The 18301-nt window shown below is 40.7% G+C and carries 19 protein-coding genes and 1 pseudogene; all 20 read right to left on the reverse strand.

Features of this window, described 5'->3' with window-relative positions:
- Positions 1–37 precede the first annotated feature (37 nt).
- Positions 38–658, reverse strand: a complete 621-nt coding sequence (locus CJ305_RS18520) for a cation diffusion facilitator family transporter (protein ID WP_099647757.1) — start codon at positions 656–658, stop codon at positions 38–40.
- Positions 659–743: 85 nt separating this feature from the next.
- Positions 744–1535: pseudogene (locus CJ305_RS18525) on the reverse strand (cation transporter).
- A 6-nt stretch (positions 1536–1541) separates the two neighbouring features.
- On the reverse strand, positions 1542–2915 hold the full coding sequence (nhaA, locus tag CJ305_RS18530; protein ID WP_099647768.1) for a Na+/H+ antiporter NhaA: 1374 nt from the start codon (positions 2913–2915) through the stop codon (positions 1542–1544).
- A 35-nt stretch (positions 2916–2950) separates the two neighbouring features.
- The gene (gene lpdA / locus CJ305_RS18535; protein WP_099647758.1) at positions 2951–4354 is read right to left on the reverse strand and encodes a dihydrolipoyl dehydrogenase; all 1404 of its coding nucleotides are present in this window, start codon (positions 4352–4354) and stop codon (positions 2951–2953) included.
- An 87-nt stretch (positions 4355–4441) separates the two neighbouring features.
- Positions 4442–4876 (reverse strand): Fur family transcriptional regulator, encoded by a 435-nt coding sequence (locus CJ305_RS18540; protein ID WP_099647759.1) that lies wholly within the window; start codon positions 4874–4876, stop codon positions 4442–4444.
- Positions 4877–4913: 37 nt separating this feature from the next.
- Complete coding sequence (locus tag CJ305_RS18545; RefSeq protein ID WP_099647760.1) at positions 4914–6902, reverse strand: heavy metal translocating P-type ATPase; 1989 nt, start codon at positions 6900–6902, stop codon at positions 4914–4916.
- 26 nt (positions 6903–6928) lie between these two features.
- Positions 6929–7285, reverse strand: coding sequence for a SpoIIAA family protein (locus CJ305_RS18550; RefSeq protein ID WP_041579168.1), 357 nt, complete (start codon positions 7283–7285; stop codon positions 6929–6931).
- Positions 7286–7390: 105 nt separating this feature from the next.
- Positions 7391–7708: an MgtC/SapB family protein gene (locus tag CJ305_RS18555; RefSeq protein ID WP_223248934.1), complete on the reverse strand. Its 318-nt coding sequence runs from the start codon at positions 7706–7708 to the stop codon at positions 7391–7393.
- A gap of 130 nt (positions 7709–7838) precedes the next feature.
- Complete coding sequence (locus CJ305_RS18560; protein WP_099647761.1) at positions 7839–8729, reverse strand: bestrophin family protein; 891 nt, start codon at positions 8727–8729, stop codon at positions 7839–7841.
- Positions 8730–8750: 21 nt separating this feature from the next.
- A complete protein-coding gene (locus CJ305_RS18565) occupies positions 8751–9068 on the reverse strand; it encodes a hypothetical protein (RefSeq protein ID WP_036841153.1) in 318 nt (105 codons plus the stop codon).
- Between the two features lie 124 nt (positions 9069–9192).
- Entirely contained in the window at positions 9193–9447 is a 255-nt protein-coding gene (locus tag CJ305_RS18570) for a zinc ribbon domain-containing protein (RefSeq protein WP_026775387.1), read from the reverse strand.
- A 5-nt stretch (positions 9448–9452) separates the two neighbouring features.
- Positions 9453–10256, reverse strand: coding sequence for an AlbA family DNA-binding domain-containing protein (locus tag CJ305_RS18575; RefSeq protein WP_223248935.1), 804 nt, complete (start codon positions 10254–10256; stop codon positions 9453–9455).
- Positions 10257–10262: 6 nt separating this feature from the next.
- The gene (locus CJ305_RS18580; RefSeq protein WP_026775389.1) at positions 10263–10484 is read right to left on the reverse strand and encodes an SHOCT domain-containing protein; all 222 of its coding nucleotides are present in this window, start codon (positions 10482–10484) and stop codon (positions 10263–10265) included.
- Positions 10485–10526: 42 nt separating this feature from the next.
- A complete protein-coding gene (locus CJ305_RS18585) occupies positions 10527–10880 on the reverse strand; it encodes a SpoIIAA family protein (protein WP_099647762.1) in 354 nt (117 codons plus the stop codon).
- A gap of 44 nt (positions 10881–10924) precedes the next feature.
- The gene (locus tag CJ305_RS18590) at positions 10925–11347 is read right to left on the reverse strand and encodes a Fur family transcriptional regulator (RefSeq protein ID WP_099647763.1); all 423 of its coding nucleotides are present in this window, start codon (positions 11345–11347) and stop codon (positions 10925–10927) included.
- Positions 11348–11362: 15 nt separating this feature from the next.
- Entirely contained in the window at positions 11363–11701 is a 339-nt protein-coding gene (locus CJ305_RS18595) for a P-II family nitrogen regulator (protein WP_047418561.1), read from the reverse strand.
- A 115-nt stretch (positions 11702–11816) separates the two neighbouring features.
- On the reverse strand, positions 11817–13076 hold the full coding sequence (locus tag CJ305_RS18600) for an efflux RND transporter periplasmic adaptor subunit (RefSeq protein ID WP_099647764.1): 1260 nt from the start codon (positions 13074–13076) through the stop codon (positions 11817–11819).
- Between the two features lie 18 nt (positions 13077–13094).
- Positions 13095–17510: a CusA/CzcA family heavy metal efflux RND transporter gene (locus CJ305_RS18605; protein ID WP_099647765.1), complete on the reverse strand. Its 4416-nt coding sequence runs from the start codon at positions 17508–17510 to the stop codon at positions 13095–13097.
- Between the two features lie 119 nt (positions 17511–17629).
- Entirely contained in the window at positions 17630–18001 is a 372-nt protein-coding gene (locus CJ305_RS18610; RefSeq protein ID WP_099647766.1) for a hypothetical protein, read from the reverse strand.
- Positions 18002–18084: 83 nt separating this feature from the next.
- Complete coding sequence (locus tag CJ305_RS19685; RefSeq protein WP_099647767.1) at positions 18085–18291, reverse strand: GDCCVxC domain-containing (seleno)protein; 207 nt, start codon at positions 18289–18291, stop codon at positions 18085–18087.
- Between the last annotated feature and the right edge of the window lie 10 nt (positions 18292–18301).

The raw sequence follows: 18301 nt of genomic DNA on the forward strand, positions 1-18301 counted from the left end.
CAATGTTTTTTCTATTTCTTTCATTATTTATTGAGATTCATTTTAATATTTTTGCTTTGGTAAAGGCTTCCCACCCTTCTTTTGCTGCATAGGGGACAATTAATAATGCCGCGACAGGGTCGGCCCACCACCAGCCCAACCATTTCACGAGCAGCAGACCCAATAGGACTACCACGGTTTGGTACAGGCAGATAAAAGTGTCCTTGGCATCCGCTAACAGTGCGGGACTATCCAGTTTATTTCCATAGTTCCTTTTGTAGTAAATCAAAATGGGATTTACAACCAATGATACCATAAGTATCACAATGCCAATCGTTGACCAGGAAGCCGTTTCTTGACTAATCAGTTTTGATATGGAATCATAGGATATGAAGGCACAGATAAGCGCAAAGGATATCGCAATGACGTAGAGCGTTATCATTTTTCTTTTCTCTACACGCCTTTCATCAATGCCTTTGATTTCGCCGTGCAACCGCCAGCCCAATGTTCCGGCACTTATCACCTCGATGGTGCTATCAAGACCCCAGCCTATCAACGCAGAACTGTTTGCTGTGATTCCCGCAATTAGCGAAATGACCACTTCAGTAACGTCATAAATGACGTTCCATACTTGAAGTGTCCTTGCTTCTTTAAGATTCTTTTTTCTCGATTTTTCCATTAATAATTTTAGTGTTTAGCTTGGGTTTTTAATTCCGACCTTTTGAATGTTCATCAGTTTATGCATTGCAAATGTTTTATTTAAATTATTTGGACAATTTTAAAATTCTAATAGCCCCACGCATCACAAACGCAAACACAACACCGCCTATGACCAAATCGGGCCATTTACTGTCCAAAAAATAAACCAGCACCCCTGCCAGTATTACTCCGCCGTTCACAACAATATCGTTTGAGGTAAAGATGGCACTTGCCTGCATATGCGCTTCCTTGCTTTTGGCCTTGTTTATCAACCATAGGGAAACGAGGTTGCCGATAAGGGCGAAAATGGAAACGATGATCATCCATTGGAACAAAGGGGTTTCGCTACTGCTCAAAAACCTTCTCAGGACTTCCGAAAATCCCAGCAGGGCCAAGGCCATTTGAAAATAGCCACTGAAATTCGCCACTTTCTTTTTTCGTGCAATGGCACCACCTACGGCAAAAAGGCTCAATGTGTACACAATGGAATCGGCCAGCATATCCAGTGAATCGGCAATTAGACCCATCGAGGAAGAAATCCAACCCGTAGTCATTTCGATAACAAAAAAACCAAAATTGATCTACAATACCCACCAGAGTATCTTCTTTTGTTTGGTCTCATCTTCAGTATTAGGTGCTTCCGCCTTTTCTGTTCCCAAAAGTTTTTCCCCCAACTTTAATGCACCCAATTCCACGTTTATTTCTTGGGCATTCCCTTGATGGTACACATCTAATTTCCTATTCGGAATGTCAAAGTCCAGATATTTGATTTGAGGATTTGACTCCAGTTTCATCCGTATCATCTGTTCTTCGGAAGGGCAATCCATTTGACTTACCTTAAAAGTGCTTTTATTCATATTTCCTTATTTACCGTTCCTATGCAGAGTTTTAATATTTTTATTTTTTTGTTGTACCGGCGAGCTTAAAAATAAAATAAGTACGCCTATTAAGGCCGCGATAGAGGAAGCGATCAAAATGCTTATTTTTGAAACCTTTACCAGCTCTGGATTGGTAAAAGCCAGGTTGGTTATAAACAGGGACATGGTAAAACCAATCCCGGCAATCATTCCAACCCCCAGGATATGTTTCCATTTTAAAGAACTATGAATGGAAGAAACACCTATTTTCTGTCCAAGCCAGGTGAAGAGGCTAATACCAGTTACTTTCCCAACGGCAAGCCCGGCGATTACCCCTAAACCCAAGGAGCTGGAAACAACTTCTAAAAAACTTACATCTAACTTTACCCCAGCGTTGGCAATCGCAAATATTGGGATAATAAAAAAAGCATTAAAGTCGATAAGGGAGTTCTCTAATTTCAGTAACGGAGGCCTTGAATTCTCAGTATCTTTTTTGATTGCTTTTAGAATTGGGCGTTGCTTTATATCCTGAAGGGGATTTTTAGTTTCAATATCTGCTTCTTCCAACTGACCCAGATTCCGGGTGGTTCTTTCCTTAAGGTGTTTACTGTCCAGTTTAGGCCTTACGGGAATGGTAATGGCAAATAACACTCCCGCAATGGTGGGGTGGACACCTGAATTCAGAAAAAAGTACCATAGTACAATTCCACCTGTAATATACCATGACAGGTTCTTAACCCTAATTTTATTTAGTACCAAAAGGCCAACAAATATTCCGAGGCCACCAACCAGATAAAACCAGCTTATTTGACTGCTGTAAAAAAGGGCTATAACCAGAATGGCACCCACATCATCTGCTATTGCCAATGCCACCAAAAATATTTTCAACTGAGAAGGTATTTTTTTTCCCAAAAGACCAATAATGCCAAGGGAATAAGCTATATCCGTACCCATTGGTATTCCCCATCCCCTTATATAAGCTGTTTCTGAATTAAAACTCACGAATATCAGGGCAGGAACTATCATACCTCCTAATGCTGCCAGAAGTGGAGAAGATGCTTTTTTAAAGGATGATAATTCCCCTACCAGGACTTCCCTTTTCAATTCCAAACCAGCAACCAGAAAGAAAATTGCCATCAGGCCATCATTGATCCATTCTTCAATAGTTAGCCCAAAATTAAAATGTTCTGAGAATTCAATTACAAACTCATCTTTAAGATAATGGTGGTACATCTCCGAAAATTGGGAATTACCCAAAAAAAGGGCTACGATAGTAGCAATAATCAAAAGGATGCCGCCCGCCGTTTCCCTATCGAGAAACTTCTGTGCGGTTTCCCTCACATAAGCCAACGCAGACTGTGCTTTTTGGGGTTCATTCATAGTAACATCTTTTTCCTTATTCTCCATTCCAAAATTTATATATGCAACGCCCGGTCTTCGGTAGCGGCCAAGCAGGCTTCCTTAAAGGTTTCTGAAAATGTGGGGTGTCCGTGGGACATCCGTGCAATATCTTCTGCCGCTGCCCTGAATTCCATCGCTACGACAGCTTCCGTATAACTATCGGCTATGCGCGGACCTATCATATGAACGCCCAAAATCTCATCGGTTTCCTTGTCTGCAATCACTTTTATAAAGCCGTCCGTGTCCATACTTATCTTGGCCCTTGCATTGGCCTTGAAAGGAAATGAGCCCGTTTTTATTGCTCTACCTGCTTCTTTAAGTTCCTCCTCGGTAAGGCCCACGCCGGCCACTTCCGGCTGTGTATAGACAATGTTTGGTATGAGGGAATAATTGATATGCGGCTTTTGTCCCGCAATGCGTTCGGCCACAAAAACACCTTCTTCACTGGCCTTATGGGCGAGCATCGCACCTCGGACTACATCTCCAATGGCATAGACCCCTTTTACATTGGTTTCTAGGTTATCGTCTACTTTTATTTGTCCTTTTTCGTTGGTTTCCACTCCCACGTTTGCAAGGCCCAAGCCTGATGTAAAAGGTTTTCTCCCAATGGCCATCAGGCAATAGTCGCCTTCCAACTGCATTTCCTTGTCGTCTTTCCTGTTCTGTGCCGTAAGGGTTACTTTATCATCTGCTGCCACAGCTTTTGTGACCTTGTGTTCCAGATAGAACTCGATGTCCTGTTTTCTTAGGGACCTGTACAATTGATGCCCTACGGATTTGTCCATTGTATAGATAAGCCCATCAAAATACTCTACTATGGATACTTTTGAACCCAACCTGGCGAAGACCGAACCTATCTCGACCCCAATGACACCACCTCCAACGACCATCAAGTGTTTGGGGATTTCTTTAAGGGCAAGGGCTTCCGTAGAGGAAATAATCCTTTTTTTATCTATTTCTATGTTGGGCAAGGATGCAGGTTTTGACCCGGTGGCGATGACTATCTTATCGGTTTCTATGGTTTGTGTTTTGTCCTCGCCCTTAATTTCAATGGTGTTTTTGTTCTTGATGTTTCCGTGGCCTTCATAAACGGTAACCTTGTTCTTTTTCATCAGGTAGGCTACCCCGTTGATGATTTCCCCCACGACGTCTTGAACCCTTTGGTTCATTTTTACAATATCTACATTCGCCTCCTTGACATCAATGCCGAAATCCTCGAATTGGTGTTTGAGCTTGTGGTAATGTTCCGATGCTTCCAGCCAGGCTTTTGAAGGGATACAACCCACGTTAAGGCAAGTGCCGCCAAGGGTACTGTACCTTTCGATTATGGCCACTTTAAAGCCCAGTTGTGCAGCACGTATGGCACACACGTAGCCACCTGGACCGGAACCAATAATTGTTATATCATATTTTTCCATAATTGTATTTTTTTGGTTAAATAAGGTGGAAGAACCTTGAACTTGACTCTTGGGCGCAAGGGTTCAATGTTCTGGAACTCCCACCTGTTATTTTTCCTTACATTTCACGCATATCCCTTTTAATACCAAGTTGACATCGTTTATTTTATAATCACTTGGTAAACTTTCTTCCGGTATTTTATTTGGCAAACAGATTGTTTTCTTACATTCGGTACAATGAAAATGCAGATGTAAATCCGAACCATATTTACCTTTAACGTTTTCATCAGAAATTGCAAATTTTGCCACTCCGGTTCCATCATTTATCTGATGAATAAGCCCTTTATCCTCGAAAATCTTGAGATTTCGATAAAAGGTCGTTCTGTTTGCTGTTTTATTGGTTTCGCTCTTTTCGGCAAAGACCTTTTTTAAATCGGAAAAGGACACGGCACTTTGCTTCCTTTTCAGGAACTTGTATATCTCCGACCTCATTTGAGTAGGGCGAATACCGTGACTTGACAATATTTTTTCCGTTTTGGTCATTTTAAGCTTGATTCAAAAGTAATCTCTTTTATTACATTTATTTCTTATAGGCGAGCAAGCGCAGTGCATTGACCACCACTACCAACGTAGAGCCTTCGTGAACCGCCACGGCTATGCCGATACTTGCCCAACTCATTATGGTCGCAGGAATTAAAAGGGCAACAACCCCCAAGCTAACCCATAAGTTTTGCTTGATTATCGCCTTCGCTTTTCTGCTCAAACCGATGGCAAAAGGCAAGGTTTCCAGTTTGTCTGCCATTAGGGCAACATCCGCGGTCTCTAAAGCCACGTCGCTTCCCGCCGCACCCATTGCAATACCAACGGTACTGTTTGCCATAGCAGGGGCATCATTGACCCCATCACCTATCATTGCCAGTTTATTTTCCTGTTCCGCAAGTTTTTTGATGGCCTCCACTTTTTCTTCGGGAAGCAGACTTCCGCGTGCTTCGGTCAACCCGATTTCCTCGGCTACGGCATCTGCCACTTTCTGGTTGTCGCCCGTAAGCATTATCATTTTCTTGATGCCTATTTCCTTTAGTTGGGCAAGGGTTTCCTTGGCTTTTTCCCGTGGCGTGTCCATCAGCCCCAGCATCCCTATAAATTCATCGCCCCTTTTTATTAGCATCGTGGTCTTTCCTTCCCCTTCAAGCGCTCTTACCTTTTCTGATACATCGTCGGGTACGCCCTTATCAATGTCCTCGAAGAGTTCCAGGTTACCAATGTAAATGGAATTCCCTTGATAGTTTGCCTTTATGCCCTTGCCCTGTACGGCTTCCAAATCATCGGCATCGGGAATTTTGGTGTCCTTCCCAAGCCGCTCCATCCCATCCCTTACAACAGCCTTTGCCAGGGGATGGTCGCTCAGTTCCTCAACCGCAATCGCGATTTCCAACAGTTCCTTTTTATCTATACTGCCAAAACTTTCGACGTCGGTAAGCTTTGGTTTTCCTTCGGTAAGTGTTCCCGTTTTGTCAAAAGCGAGAGCGGTAAGTACCCCTAAGTCTTCCAAGGGGCGACCGCCTTTTATCAAAACCCCGCCTCGTGCTGCTCTTGCCACACCACTCAATACAGCAGATGGCGTAGAAATGGCCAGGGCACAAGGACTGGCTGCCACAAGTACCGCCAGGGAACGGTACAGGCTTTCATTCCACGTTTCATCGATGACCAAAAAAGCAAAATTTAATACTATGACCAATAAGATTACCGATGGCACGTAGTACCGCTCAAACTTGTCTGTCAATAATTGTGTGGGCGATTTTTGGTCCTGGGCCTCTTGAACCATAGTGACCAAGCGGTTGAGGGTAGAATCTTTTGCCTCTTTAATCACCTTTATTTCGAGGGTATTGTTGCCATTGATAGTTCCTGAAAATACACGGTTCTCGTCGGGAATATCGCTTTTTGCTGTATATTCCTTATCGGGATTTTCTATTGGTGTTTTGTCCACTGGAACGCTTTCCCCGGTAATGGGTGACTGGTCTATACTACTATTGCCCTTTACAATAACACCATCAGCAGATATTTTACTGTTGGGGCGTACCACGATAGTATCACCTATCTGTAACTCTTCAATACCCACTTCAACGGTATCGTCATCCTTCTTTAATAGTGCGGTTTTAGGCGCAAGGTCTGTTAACGCTGCAATGGATTTCTTGGCCTTGCCCATTGCATAGTTTTCCAGTGCGTGACCCAAACTAAACAGGAACAGCAACAAGGCACCTTCTGCCCATTCGCCCAAATAGGCGGCTCCTGCAGCTGCGACCAGCATCAGGAAATCGATTTCAAATTCGCCTTTGGACACTTTGGTAATGGCCTCCTTTAGGGTAAAATAACCTCCAAAAAAGTAGGCTGCAATATAGAGCCCAAAAGGGATGTTAGCTGAAACCCCTGTATATTTTTCCAACAGGAAACCTGTAATTAGTGTGACCCCACTTAAAATTGCAAAATAGAGCTCCGTGTTTTTACCGAAAATGCCACCGTGGTCGTGATTGTGGCCATCGTCTTTGCTGTGTTTTTCCTTGTCTTTCATATTATTAATGGTTTTGTTATCGTTAATTAAGATTTAATCCAGTTTTGAGCCTGTTGTTTCTCAGAAATATCAAAAAATTTAACTTCAGACTTTATGAAAAAATCAGTTGCCTTCGCGGCCAATTCCTGCCATTTTTTGTTGCCGACAAAGGCCATCTTGCCATAATCTCCCAAATGAGCCGAATCAATCTTTAGGTCTTCCCAAAAGCCTTTAAGGGTATAGCCTTTAAAATCTTCCATTTCAAAATAGAAGTCCACTTTATGGCCTTTTTCTATGATGTTGTGGATAAGCGGATGCATCTTTTCCATATCCTTTTCCGTAAGTTTCCCGCTGATTTTAGCGGCAATAAGATGTTCTTTTTCCAAGTTTATTATCTGTAACATATTTGTATATCTTTATATTCATCTATTTAAAATATTAGTGCGTTGTATGTGCAAATGATACGCTCTACACGTCACACTAATTTTCTTATTTCAATTACACTTTGTTTATTCATTGTTACCCCTTGTTTCTTTACCGTACTTAGCCTTAAAAAATGGGAAATGATGCGAAACCAGCAATAGTATAATCAATAGTGTACTGGTTATACCAATTAAATACATCCCATATCCTATGGCAATGCCAACACCAGCACTGGCCCATATAGTAGCGGCCGTTGTTAACCCTGATATGGTATTCTTTGAACTGTCCCTAAAAATGATACCCGCTCCCAAAAAACCAATACCAGAGACAATATTGGCGACAATCCTGGTTTGGTCTGCCATCTCAGTATATGTATTGATGATGGTTAAAAGTGCAGCTCCCAAACAAACGGAAGCTTAGGTTCTTATACCTGCATCGTGACCGTGAATTTCACGGTCAAGCCCAATCAAGATGCCCAGTAACAAGGCAACCAATAATCTGGGAATCAGCGTTATTTCAGTTTGTAAATCCATATTATAGAATGTAAAACGTTTCAGGTTTCTTTTTCTGTGGGATGTCCTCATCACCTATCATCTCCTTTAGATTTATTTCAATAGTTTGGGCCAAATCGGTCATTGGTGTGTCCATTGGGTTGTTTTCAAAGGGATCCTGCATTAAAATTGATGTTTTTTCAATAGCTATAAAGATCAAAGGGATAGCGATGGTAAGGCCAATTTCCACAGAGAGGTAGTTGTCTGACAGGCCAAAAGGCAACATTGTTGCAAATACATAAATGATTAAATGGATTAATAAACTATGTGCTTTGGGGAAGACCGTGTTTTTTATACGTTCGCACTTGCCCATAGAATCACATAATCTGGCTATGGTACTGTCTATTTGTACCTGCTGAAAATCATTGACCATACCGTTTTCTTTTGCTTTTAGCAAAGTTTCAGAATGTTCTGACAATAAAGTATTTGGAATATTAAAAGACTCCAACTTATAAGATTTTTGGTATTCCTTAACTTTGGGGGAAAAGGGTAGTTTTCTCAATGATTCACCCAATGCATAGCACCAGATTATTTGACGGTTGGTCATTTCATTGACCAAAATATCGTACTGCCCGTTGCTCCTTTTGAAAAATGAAACACATTGTCTGACCAGTGTTCGGGAATCATTCACAATTGCGCCCCATATAATACGGGCTTCCCACCAGCGCTCATAAGCTTGATTGGTTCGAAAACCCAAAAGCAAAGCTACCGCAGTGCCAAAAACAGCAGTAACACCAATTGGAATAGAGATTTTTGACAAAAAACCATATTGGTCCAAAATACCCACAGCTACAGCATAAGATACAATAAATACAATATCAAACTTTATGGTTTTAATAAAATTGACAATGGATATTCTTTTATTTAAGAGCATATTGAGAAATTATAATTGTTATTAGTGGTGGTGTTCAAATTTTTTCCCAATTTTTTGAATAATGGGATAGATAAAGATTGCTATGGCCGAAAGGAAAATTATCCCAGAATACAAGGCATAAATTCCAGAAAACAATTTGCCAGCATCGGTTTGTGCTTCATCTAAGGGACCCATTCCTGTAAGAATCATTGAAGCGTTTAAAAAGCTATCAATCCAACTTAATTTCAAAAAATAATAATACCCAAGCATCCCGATTCCCAAAGAAACAGTTATAATTAAAATCATAATAATGGCACCGTTGAATATTTTGTGGTACAATCTGTCATTCATTAATTTCATATAGTTCGGTTATTTACATTTTGTATTCCAATTATGTCATAAACTTTCTTGCTATAAATCTTTAACCTAAAGCTATATATGAAATATTGGTAAAAGTTAGAGTTCTTTTTTATAAGGTTTTTAACTATACTTCAGTGCCACATTTAGAACAAAATTTTGCATCCATAGGTATTGGTTCTTCACAACTTTTGCATTTTACTTTACCTAAAGGCTCGCCACAATGTTGACAAAAAGAAGCATTTTCAGGATTGTTTTTGCCGCATTTTATACATCTCACAACAACCTTGGGTTCATCAAATCTTGGGTCATTATTTTTACGTTGATGCTTGTTGGAATGATGACCATAACTTCCTCTTAATAAATGTTTTAAAAATCCCATATTGTTTAATTTAAGTGTGTTTCCATATAATCTAATGCTTCGGGCATATCCAACTCACGGGTACCGTTCCCAGTTCTGATAAAGAAATGAGAACGGTCGCCCAGGTTCAAATACACTGGTTTTTGCGATTTGTAGACCCTTACATAACAGATATCCTTTTCTTCAAATTGGTAAAAGGTCACCTTTGCCAAAGGGCAAAAATGCGTGCCTAAATTGAAGGACACCAACTGCATTATATACTGTTCAAATCCGTCCTTGCCCGGTTTCTTTAAAGTACCGTAATCTTGTTCGAGCCCCAGGATACGGCCTTCATCGTCAACTCCTATAATCAAATGGCCGCCTTCGGTATTCATAAATCCCGCAATGGTCTTTGCCACTACCATTTCCAAGGCTTTGTTTACCTTACCTTGTCGAAGGTCCCACCGCAAGGTGCTTTTGAATTCTACCTCGTGGTTTTCACCTTTGTCCAATAATTCCCTTATCAAGGTTATTCCGACTTTCTCCCTATTTAGTTGAAATATTGTTTTTCTTGTATAGAACATCAGGGCGAGACTGCTTCCCATAATACCAAACAGGATATTTTTTAGGATTTGGTCCACATCTCCAAATCCAAGAGCTTGCCCAACTGCATTTTTGAACAAATACCACCAATTGCCCGTATCACCGCTCTGGTCATACTGGAATAGGGAAATGCCCAATGGCTGTATAATGATTATGCCCACCGCAAACCCTAAAACAATAGCAATAAGAAGTCCTTGCCTGTTCAGCCCTCCTCTTTTTTGATTATGTATGCCATTAGGCGGTTTCATTGCAGTTTATTTTTTCTTGTTTTCCCGTAACAGTTTCTTTCGCTGTTCAAACTCTTCCTTGCTTATTTCGCCCCGTGCAAAACGTTCCCTCAGGATTTCCATCGCACTATCCTTTTTCCGTTTCTGTCCCGGGGTGGGGTAAGGAATTAGGAATATCCAAAAGATGAGGATTATCCAAAGTCCCCACCATATCCAGTGCATTCCTCCAAAATACCAATCGTCCATCATAGTGTTTCTGTTTTTAAATCAATAGTATATCCATTTTTTATGTTATTCTATTTCTATCCATTCTTTGGCCAATTCTTTTTCTTCGGTCTTATAAAATTTTATATGAGCTTCTGAAAAAGGAAGCAATACCTCGGTAAATTGTTCTTGCCATTTAACGCTACCCACCAAAGCAACACGCTTTAAATGCTTTTCATTCGGAAGGTTTAATTCAATTCCCTTCCAATATGCCTCTGCTGTCCAGCCTTCAAAATTTTCCATCTCGATGTACCAATACACTTGTGGATGGGCAGTTATATGTTCTGTTAAGACTGGTATCAAGTTTTCATAATCCTTGGCATCCAGCTTATTCTCTGCTACCATATATACAGTAGCCTCTTTTTTATAGATTGTTATCATTGCTCATTATTTATAAATGATAATTGAATTTAAAAACCAAACGTTTAAACCAAATTGCCACTGCATTTTTCGCAGATACCCTTTACCACCAAGTTGATATCCTCGGTAATATAACCATCAGGTAAGTTGATGTGAGGGATTTTATGTTCTGTTAAACAGACCGTCTCATTACAATTGTTGCAATGAAAGTGCAAATGAAGGTCGTTGCCGACCTCGCATTCACAATTTTCTTCGCAAAGGGCGTATTTTATAACCCCTGTCCCATCCTCGATTTGATGCACAATCCCTTTTTCCTCAAACGTTTTTATAGTCCTAAATAGGGTACTTCTTTCACTGACCTTAAAATCTTTTTCCAAGTCGCCAAGGCTGATGGCCACATTCAACTCTGCCAACCGCTTATAGGTCATAAGGCGCATAGCCGTAGGTCGTATCCCTTTGTTTTCCAGAAGTTGAACTATTTTTTCCATTTGTACTGAAGTGTTTTATAGGTCGTACCGTTTTAAGGAATCCCCAGTTTTAATCTGAAAGGCATCTTCAATATTTGCTATATAGATAATGCCGTCTCCAGGTTCTTCCGTTTTGCCATTTTTTAAAATTATTTCAATGGCAGCTTGGGCTTCCTCATTTTGACAGACCAATTCCAGCTTAACCACAGGACTATCGGTAATACGAAAATCCAACGAAGGTCTTGCACCTTTTGCCTTGAATGCGCCAGTACCTTCTGCTTGTGAAAGGGTCATACTTTCAAATCCATTATCTGATAGTGCTTCAATGACTCTTTGGATTCGGTTCGGTTTTACAAATGCTTTTATTTCTTTCATCTTAAAAATATTTTTATGTTTTAATCGATTTTGAACCGAGCTTGTTTTCTAATTTTTAACTAACTAATTAAGACGATAAACAAACTCGGAATCAAAATCTTTGATTGTTATTGAATTAATGTCCGTGTTCCAGTTCGCCTTTAACCATTTCCGAAGACAGGTTATAAGCTCCGTTTATCACGACTTTGGCATCCTTTGAAACTTCGGCAGGAAGATTGACTTCAACAAAGCCTAAATCAGTAATACCAACCGTTACGGGTATCATTTTGAATTTCATTTTGCCCGCTTCCATTTCTTCATCTTCATCCAAAATGAAAATGAAGGATTGCTCGCCTTCTTTTATAATGGCAGCTTCCGGTACGGCAAAACCCTTTTTCTCGCCCTGCACTATGCGCCCTTCCACGTACATACCTGGCAATAGGTTTTTATCCTTGTTTTCAATATCTGCCAGAACTTCCAAAGCTTTTGGGTCTGTCTCAAAGGTTTTACCTACAGACCGAACGGTTGCCTTAAGCAGTTCATCTGGACGAGAGGCCGTGGAAAAATATATCTGTTGCCCCTGCTTGATTTGCTTTATGTCTTTTTCATATACTTTGAAGTTGACATAGATTTTTGAATTGTCGCTTATCGAGAACATTTTGGATTGTTGTGCCACGTAATCGCCAAGGCTAATCATTACTTCATCCACATACCCACTTATAGGCGAGGTAATGGGAACAGCGGAATATATTTGGCCTTCCGCCACTTTGTCCGGGTTAATGCCCAACAGTCTCAACTGGGACCGCAAACCATTGACGCTGGATGTTGTGGAACGATATTTTGACTGCGCCATCTGAAATTCCTTGCCAGAAGAAACACCTTTATCATAAAGGGTCTGCTTACGTTCAAAATCCTGTTTCAAAAAGACCAGTTCGTCATTTTTTTCCTGATAATCCTGTTGCATTGCAATGATATCTGGGTGTTCTATATATGCCAACACCTGACCTTTCTTTACGTTATCTCCAGGGATTACTTTTATGGAACTCACATTTCCACCAACAAAAGGACTTATGTTCGCCTTGTCCTGTGGGAAAAGTTCCAGCGTTCCTGTTACTTTAATGTTGTTCCCTAAATTCCGTTCCTCCAAAGGTTTCATTTCCAAACCGATTGTTTCAGCTTGTTGCTTTGTGAGTTCCACAACGCCTTCTTCCTCGCTGTGACCACCTTCTTCCTCTCCTTCATCGTGGCCTTCTTCGCCGTGTGCATCCCCGTCGTCCTTCATATTTTCAGAGGTTTCGCTATTTTCGTTATGGCCCAATTCCGAATCGGGCTTGTCGTTGCAGCCAACCATAAAGAAGGTCATTAGTGCTACACTTACTATTGCTATATTTTTCATTTCTTATTCTTTTTTAGATTATAGGTTACCCAGTTGGTATTGCAACTCAATGAACTGCTGGTTATATTGATTTATAAACTGTATATGATTTTGTTTTATCCTGATGGCGCTGTTAAGTATCGTGATATAGTTCACATAATCAATTTCACCTTCCTTAGAGGCCAGTTCTGCCGTAGTAATTTGTTCCTCGGCCAAAAGCAAGGCACCTTCCTGATAATAGTCAAGTGTTTTTTGGGTCTTTTCCAGCGATTTTATGAGCTGTGACACCCTACTTTCGGTCACTGCCTTTTGTTCGAGATATTGATTCTCGGCGACCAATGCATCTGCTTTAGCGGCCTTTACTCTTGATTTCTGCGGAAAGAACCAAAGCGGTATGCTAATACCAGCCTGATAGGTATTGAAACCCGACACATCATCCACTATCTGCCTGCCGTAGGTCAAGTTGAACTTGGGTAGGAACTGTGCTTTTTCTACACCGATATTGGCTTTGCTTACTTCTGCATTTTGCAAGGAATATTGAAGCAAAGGATTATTGACTGCGGAAGCCGAATCCAAATTGGCCAAAAAATCCATTGGTTCATAGGCCAAATTAACAGTTTCTATTTCTTGGTCGATGCCCAAATACTGCTTCAATGCCCTTTTTGAAATTTCAATGTCATCATAGGCTTGCTGTCGTAAAACCTGAATCTGCTGATATTCGGAAGAGGCAGCAATAAATTCCAATTTGCCCGTTTCCCCTGTATCAAACCGCAATTCGGCAGCGGTCCTAAAGTTGGCATAAACACTGTCCAATTGGTCTGCAAACCGCAATTGTGCCTTGTTATAATTGATACGGTCGTAAGCCTGCATCACATTGCGAATCAATTGCTGTTCGTTGACCGCGTAGAACGTTTCGCCCAGTTTAACACGTTCCTTATAGAACTTGGATTTTGAAAAACCAGAAAGCAAATCAATATTTCCCTGTTGTACACCTATGGTGGTCTGAACACCGGGAAGGTCATTACCAAACTCTTCCTTTCCTGTAAACACCTGTGTATTTCCCAAATCGAAACTGGTACCCTTCATCGCTTGTTCACGCTCAATAAAGGCTTGGCTCTCTTTAAGGGATGGATAATTCTGTTTTGCCATTGCAATGGCCTCATCTACAGTCAAGGTTTTTGGAATTGTACCATCTTGATTAGTGTCTTGGGCAAACGCAGTTCCGGAAGCCATCAAACCGCCAACCATCAATAATACTGTTACAATGTTCGTTGATTTGTTGACATAGCTTACACCTCCATCGTTATTGTTTCGTTCCTTTCTCGATTCGAGCCAATAATACAATACAGGAAGGACCACAAGCGTTAAAAATGTTGCTGTTATCAACCCACCAATAACTACGGTTGCCAATGGACGCTGCACTTCTGCACCGCCAGAGGTAGAAATCGCCATTGGGATAAAGCCCATAATGGCCGCCGTTGCCGTAAGCAGAATTGGCCGTAAGCGTTCGTGTGTTGCCTCGTATATTCGTTTTTTTAAGTCTGTCATTCCACTTTCTTTTAGTTCATTGAATTTGTTTATCAGTACCAATCCGTTTAAAACCGCTACTCCAAAGAGCACGATAAAACCTACCCCAGCGGAAATACTAAAAGGCATTCCCCTTATCCAAAGGGCAAACACGCCACCAATGGCCGCCAAAGGCACTGCCATATAAATCATTACGGATTGTGAAAATGAGCTCAAGGCAAAATAGAGTAAGATGAATATTAGGAAAAGTGCGATGGGCACTACAATCATCAATCGGTCTGAAGCACGTTGAAGGTTTTCAAACGAACCTCCGTAGGTTACAAAATAACCTGGTGGCAGTTTCACGTCCGTTTCCAATTTTTGCTGAATTTCCTCGACCATCGATTTTACATCACGCCCACGAACATTGACCCCTACCGAAATACGACGAGATGTATTGTCCCTTGAAATCTGCATTGGCCCGGGCTTATAGCTGATATCTGCCACTTCCTTTAAAGGCACTTGCGCTCCGTTTGGCAAATCGATATAAAGATTTTTAAGGCTGTTGATGTCCTGTCTAAATTCCTTTGCCAAACGAATGACCACATCGAACCGTTTTTCGCCCTCAAAAATCACACTTGCCTGTTCGCCTGCAAATGATGCACTCACATAATCGTTCAACTTGTCAACAGTTACACCATATTGGGCCATTTTCGCACGGTTATATTCCACCGTCATTTGTGGCAAGCCGCTTGTAGCTTCCACATTGAGGTCAGCCGCTCCAGGAACGGTTCTGATGACCGCTGCGATTTCCTGTACCTTGTCGGCTAACACTTCTAAATCCTCGCCGTACAGTTTGATTGCCACGTCCTCACGAACACCTGTAAGCAATTCATTAAAACGAAGTTCTACAGGTTGGGTAAATACGAAATTTACGCCGGGAACGACTGAAATTTTTTCTTGAATTTTTTCTATGAGTTCTTCTTTGCTATCTGCGGAAGTCCATTTACTCTTATCTTTTTCAAGAATAATGTAACTATCGGCAATGTCCATAGGCATTGGGTCTGTTGGTATTTCGGCCACACCAATCCTTGAAATTACCGTTTTTACCTCGGGAAATTCATTGATTAAATTTTGAAGTTTTTTTGAAGCCTCAATAGACTCGGTAAGACTGCTCCCCGGTTTTATTAACGCTTGAAACGCAATATCGCCCTCATCAAATTTAGGTATGAATTCGCCACCCATATTACTAAAAATAAATCCTGCAATCAGTAATAGAGCAACTGCGCCAATTACGACACCAGCTCGAAAGCGAAGTGCAAAATTGAGCAATGGTACATACCCTCTGTTTAAACCGGACATTATTTTATCACTGAACCTATCAATCTTGTTTTCAAATTTGGCAAACCAACTATTCTGATTTTTAGCAGGTTTTAGGAATAGTGCTGAAATCATTGGAACATAAGTAAGACAAAGGATAATCGCTCCTAAAACGGCAAATCCGAACGTAAACGCCATAGGACGGAACATTTTTCCTTCAACGCCTGTTAAGAACAAAATGGGAGTAAATACAATAAGGATAATCAATTGTCCGAAAAATGCCGAATTCATCATCGTGCTTGCCGATTCATAGGCTATTTCATCCATTTCAGACTGGTCTATGGCGGTTGTGGTTTTTTTCATCCGTTGATGAATGTGGAATACCATTCCTTCCACAATGATTACAGCACCATCCACGATGATTCCAAAATCGATTGCACCCAAGGACATTAAGTTTGCCCATACTCCAAATTGTTTCATCAAAATAAATGCGAATAGCAATGATAAAGGTATTACCGAAGCTGTAATCAAGCCACCACGGAAACTTCCCAAAAGCAAGACAAGCACAAAAATCACAATCAATGAACCTTCAATAAGGTTTTTTTCAACGGTGCTTGTGGTTCTTCCAATGAGTTCACTTCGGCTTAAAAATGTATCTATGTAAACGCCTTCGGGTAGGGATTTTTGTATTTCTACAATGCGCTTCTCCACATTTTCGACTACGTTGCCTGGGCTTTCGCCTTTCAGCATTAAAATTTGTCCACCAACAGTTTCGTGTCCATCTTGGGTAAACGCACCATAACGTACCTGATTACCAAAGCCTACTTTTTCGGCGACATCCCGTATTAAAACAGGGCTTCCGTTTTGTGTGGTTACAACTGTATTTTCCAAGTCTTCAATGCTACGTGCCAAACCTTCGCCGCGGATAAAATTGGCCTGGTTGTTTTTTTCAATGTAAGCACCACCAGTATTGGCATTGTTGACTTTCAAGGCTTCAAAGACCTGATTCATTGTAATACCGAAACTTTTCAGCTTATTAGGATTTATTGCAACTTCATACTGTTTTACATAACCTCCAAAAGCATTGACCTCGACCACTCCGGGGACTAATGCCATTTGACGTTTTACAATCCAATCTTGGATGGTACGAAGCTCCATTGCATCGTATTTATCTTCGTAGCCCTCTTTTAATTTTAAGGTGTATTGGTAGATTTCGCCCAGACCTGTAGTTATTGGTGCCATAAATGGCGTGCCGAAGCCTTCGGGGATTTCTCCAGCAACTTCGGTTAATTTCTCTTGTACCAATTGCCGGGGAAGATAAGTGCCTGCCTCGTCCTTAAATACAATGGTAACCACGGACAGCCCAAAACGGGATACTGAACGCAGCTCGATAACGTCAGGAAGATTTGCCATTGCCAATTCTACCGGATAGGTAACAAATTGCTCAATATCTTCAGTACCTAAATTTGGGGCCACTGTAATAACCTGTACTTGGTTGTTGGTAATATCGGGTACAGAACCCAGATTTATAGTGGCCATAGACCAAATGCCCGTACCTACAAGTGCCACTATAAAGAGCCCAATAATAAACTTGTTATTAATGGAAAATGAAATGATTTTGTTAATCATAGAAAAAGTATTAATTCAGTTTAAACATCGCAATGCAAAGAGATGCAATACGTTTATGATGCGATACTTACTTTGAAAAGCATCACGGTAGGATATAGCTATCCTAAAAAAAAACTGAATTATACTTTAGGGGGTTGGAATAGGGATTCCAGATATCTGGAACTGAAGTTTACTTTATATAAGCTAAATTGCTTTTTATCTTCAAATTTTAACCGATTGGTTAAAGCCGAATTGTTGTTCGCTACAATTAATACTAAAGGGTGACAACATTGATGATGGGAATGTACGGGCGCATTCTCCTTATCTGGATAATGATGATGCCCTTCATTTTTTGCATCATTGTCAATGTAATCTTCGACTACGTATTCAAGGAAAGAGTCGCCATAAACTTTATGGTCTTGGTAATGGGTTACGATGTTTGAAATTTCTTTAATGGGTCCACAAAAGTCCATATCAATGCTAATTCCCTGAAAAAAGAATAATAGCGACATTGATATGGAAAAGAATATTTTCATAAAGTTTGACAAAGATACAAATTAATCGATGCACAGGTTGTGCAAAGATTAATCAGATGTTAGCAACAATATTTGTTTTCTTGAATTGGTGGACAAGGAACTGTTCCATAGGAGCAATAAACACAACAATCGCCTTCTTTTGGTCGTAATACTTTTTTACAATTCTCACATTCGTAAAAGAATTGACAGGACTCCGTTGGCATTTCCTCTATTTTTTTATGCCCGCAGTTTGGGCAGGTTATTTCAGATTTTAATATAGTTTCCATTCAATTTTTG

Origin of the sequence: Leeuwenhoekiella nanhaiensis, assembly GCF_002744755.1 — a bacterium.
Lineage (GTDB): Bacteria > Bacteroidota > Bacteroidia > Flavobacteriales > Flavobacteriaceae > Leeuwenhoekiella > Leeuwenhoekiella nanhaiensis.

Coding starts and splice junctions, on each gene's coding strand:
- lpdA (WP_099647758.1), bottom strand. CDS start 4,354: ATGGAAAAATATGATATAACAATTATTGGTTCCGGTCCAGGTGGCTAC.
- CJ305_RS18580 (WP_026775389.1), bottom strand. CDS start 10,484: ATGATGGACGATTGGTATTTTGGAGGAATGCACTGGATATGGTGGGGA.
- CJ305_RS18585 (WP_099647762.1), bottom strand. CDS start 10,880: ATGATAACAATCTATAAAAAAGAGGCTACTGTATATATGGTAGCAGAG.
- CJ305_RS18520 (WP_099647757.1), bottom strand. CDS start 658: ATGGAAAAATCGAGAAAAAAGAATCTTAAAGAAGCAAGGACACTTCAA.
- CJ305_RS19685 (WP_099647767.1), bottom strand. CDS start 18,291: ATGGAAACTATATTAAAATCTGAAATAACCTGCCCAAACTGCGGGCAT.
- CJ305_RS18600 (WP_099647764.1), bottom strand. CDS start 13,076: ATGAAAAATATAGCAATAGTAAGTGTAGCACTAATGACCTTCTTTATG.
- CJ305_RS18550 (WP_041579168.1), bottom strand. CDS start 7,285: ATGTTACAGATAATAAACTTGGAAAAAGAACATCTTATTGCCGCTAAA.
- CJ305_RS18545 (WP_099647760.1), bottom strand. CDS start 6,902: ATGAAAGACAAGGAAAAACACAGCAAAGACGATGGCCACAATCACGAC.
- CJ305_RS18610 (WP_099647766.1), bottom strand. CDS start 18,001: ATGTCGCTATTATTCTTTTTTCAGGGAATTAGCATTGATATGGACTTT.
- CJ305_RS18560 (WP_099647761.1), bottom strand. CDS start 8,729: ATGCTCTTAAATAAAAGAATATCCATTGTCAATTTTATTAAAACCATA.
- CJ305_RS18590 (WP_099647763.1), bottom strand. CDS start 11,347: ATGGAAAAAATAGTTCAACTTCTGGAAAACAAAGGGATACGACCTACG.
- CJ305_RS18565 (WP_036841153.1), bottom strand. CDS start 9,068: ATGAAATTAATGAATGACAGATTGTACCACAAAATATTCAACGGTGCC.
- CJ305_RS18605 (WP_099647765.1), bottom strand. CDS start 17,510: ATGATTAACAAAATCATTTCATTTTCCATTAATAACAAGTTTATTATT.
- CJ305_RS18570 (WP_026775387.1), bottom strand. CDS start 9,447: ATGGGATTTTTAAAACATTTATTAAGAGGAAGTTATGGTCATCATTCC.
- CJ305_RS18575 (WP_223248935.1), bottom strand. CDS start 10,256: ATGAAACCGCCTAATGGCATACATAATCAAAAAAGAGGAGGGCTGAAC.
- nhaA (WP_099647768.1), bottom strand. CDS start 2,915: ATGAATGAACCCCAAAAAGCACAGTCTGCGTTGGCTTATGTGAGGGAA.
- CJ305_RS18595 (WP_047418561.1), bottom strand. CDS start 11,701: ATGAAAGAAATAAAAGCATTTGTAAAACCGAACCGAATCCAAAGAGTC.
- CJ305_RS18540 (WP_099647759.1), bottom strand. CDS start 4,876: ATGACCAAAACGGAAAAAATATTGTCAAGTCACGGTATTCGCCCTACT.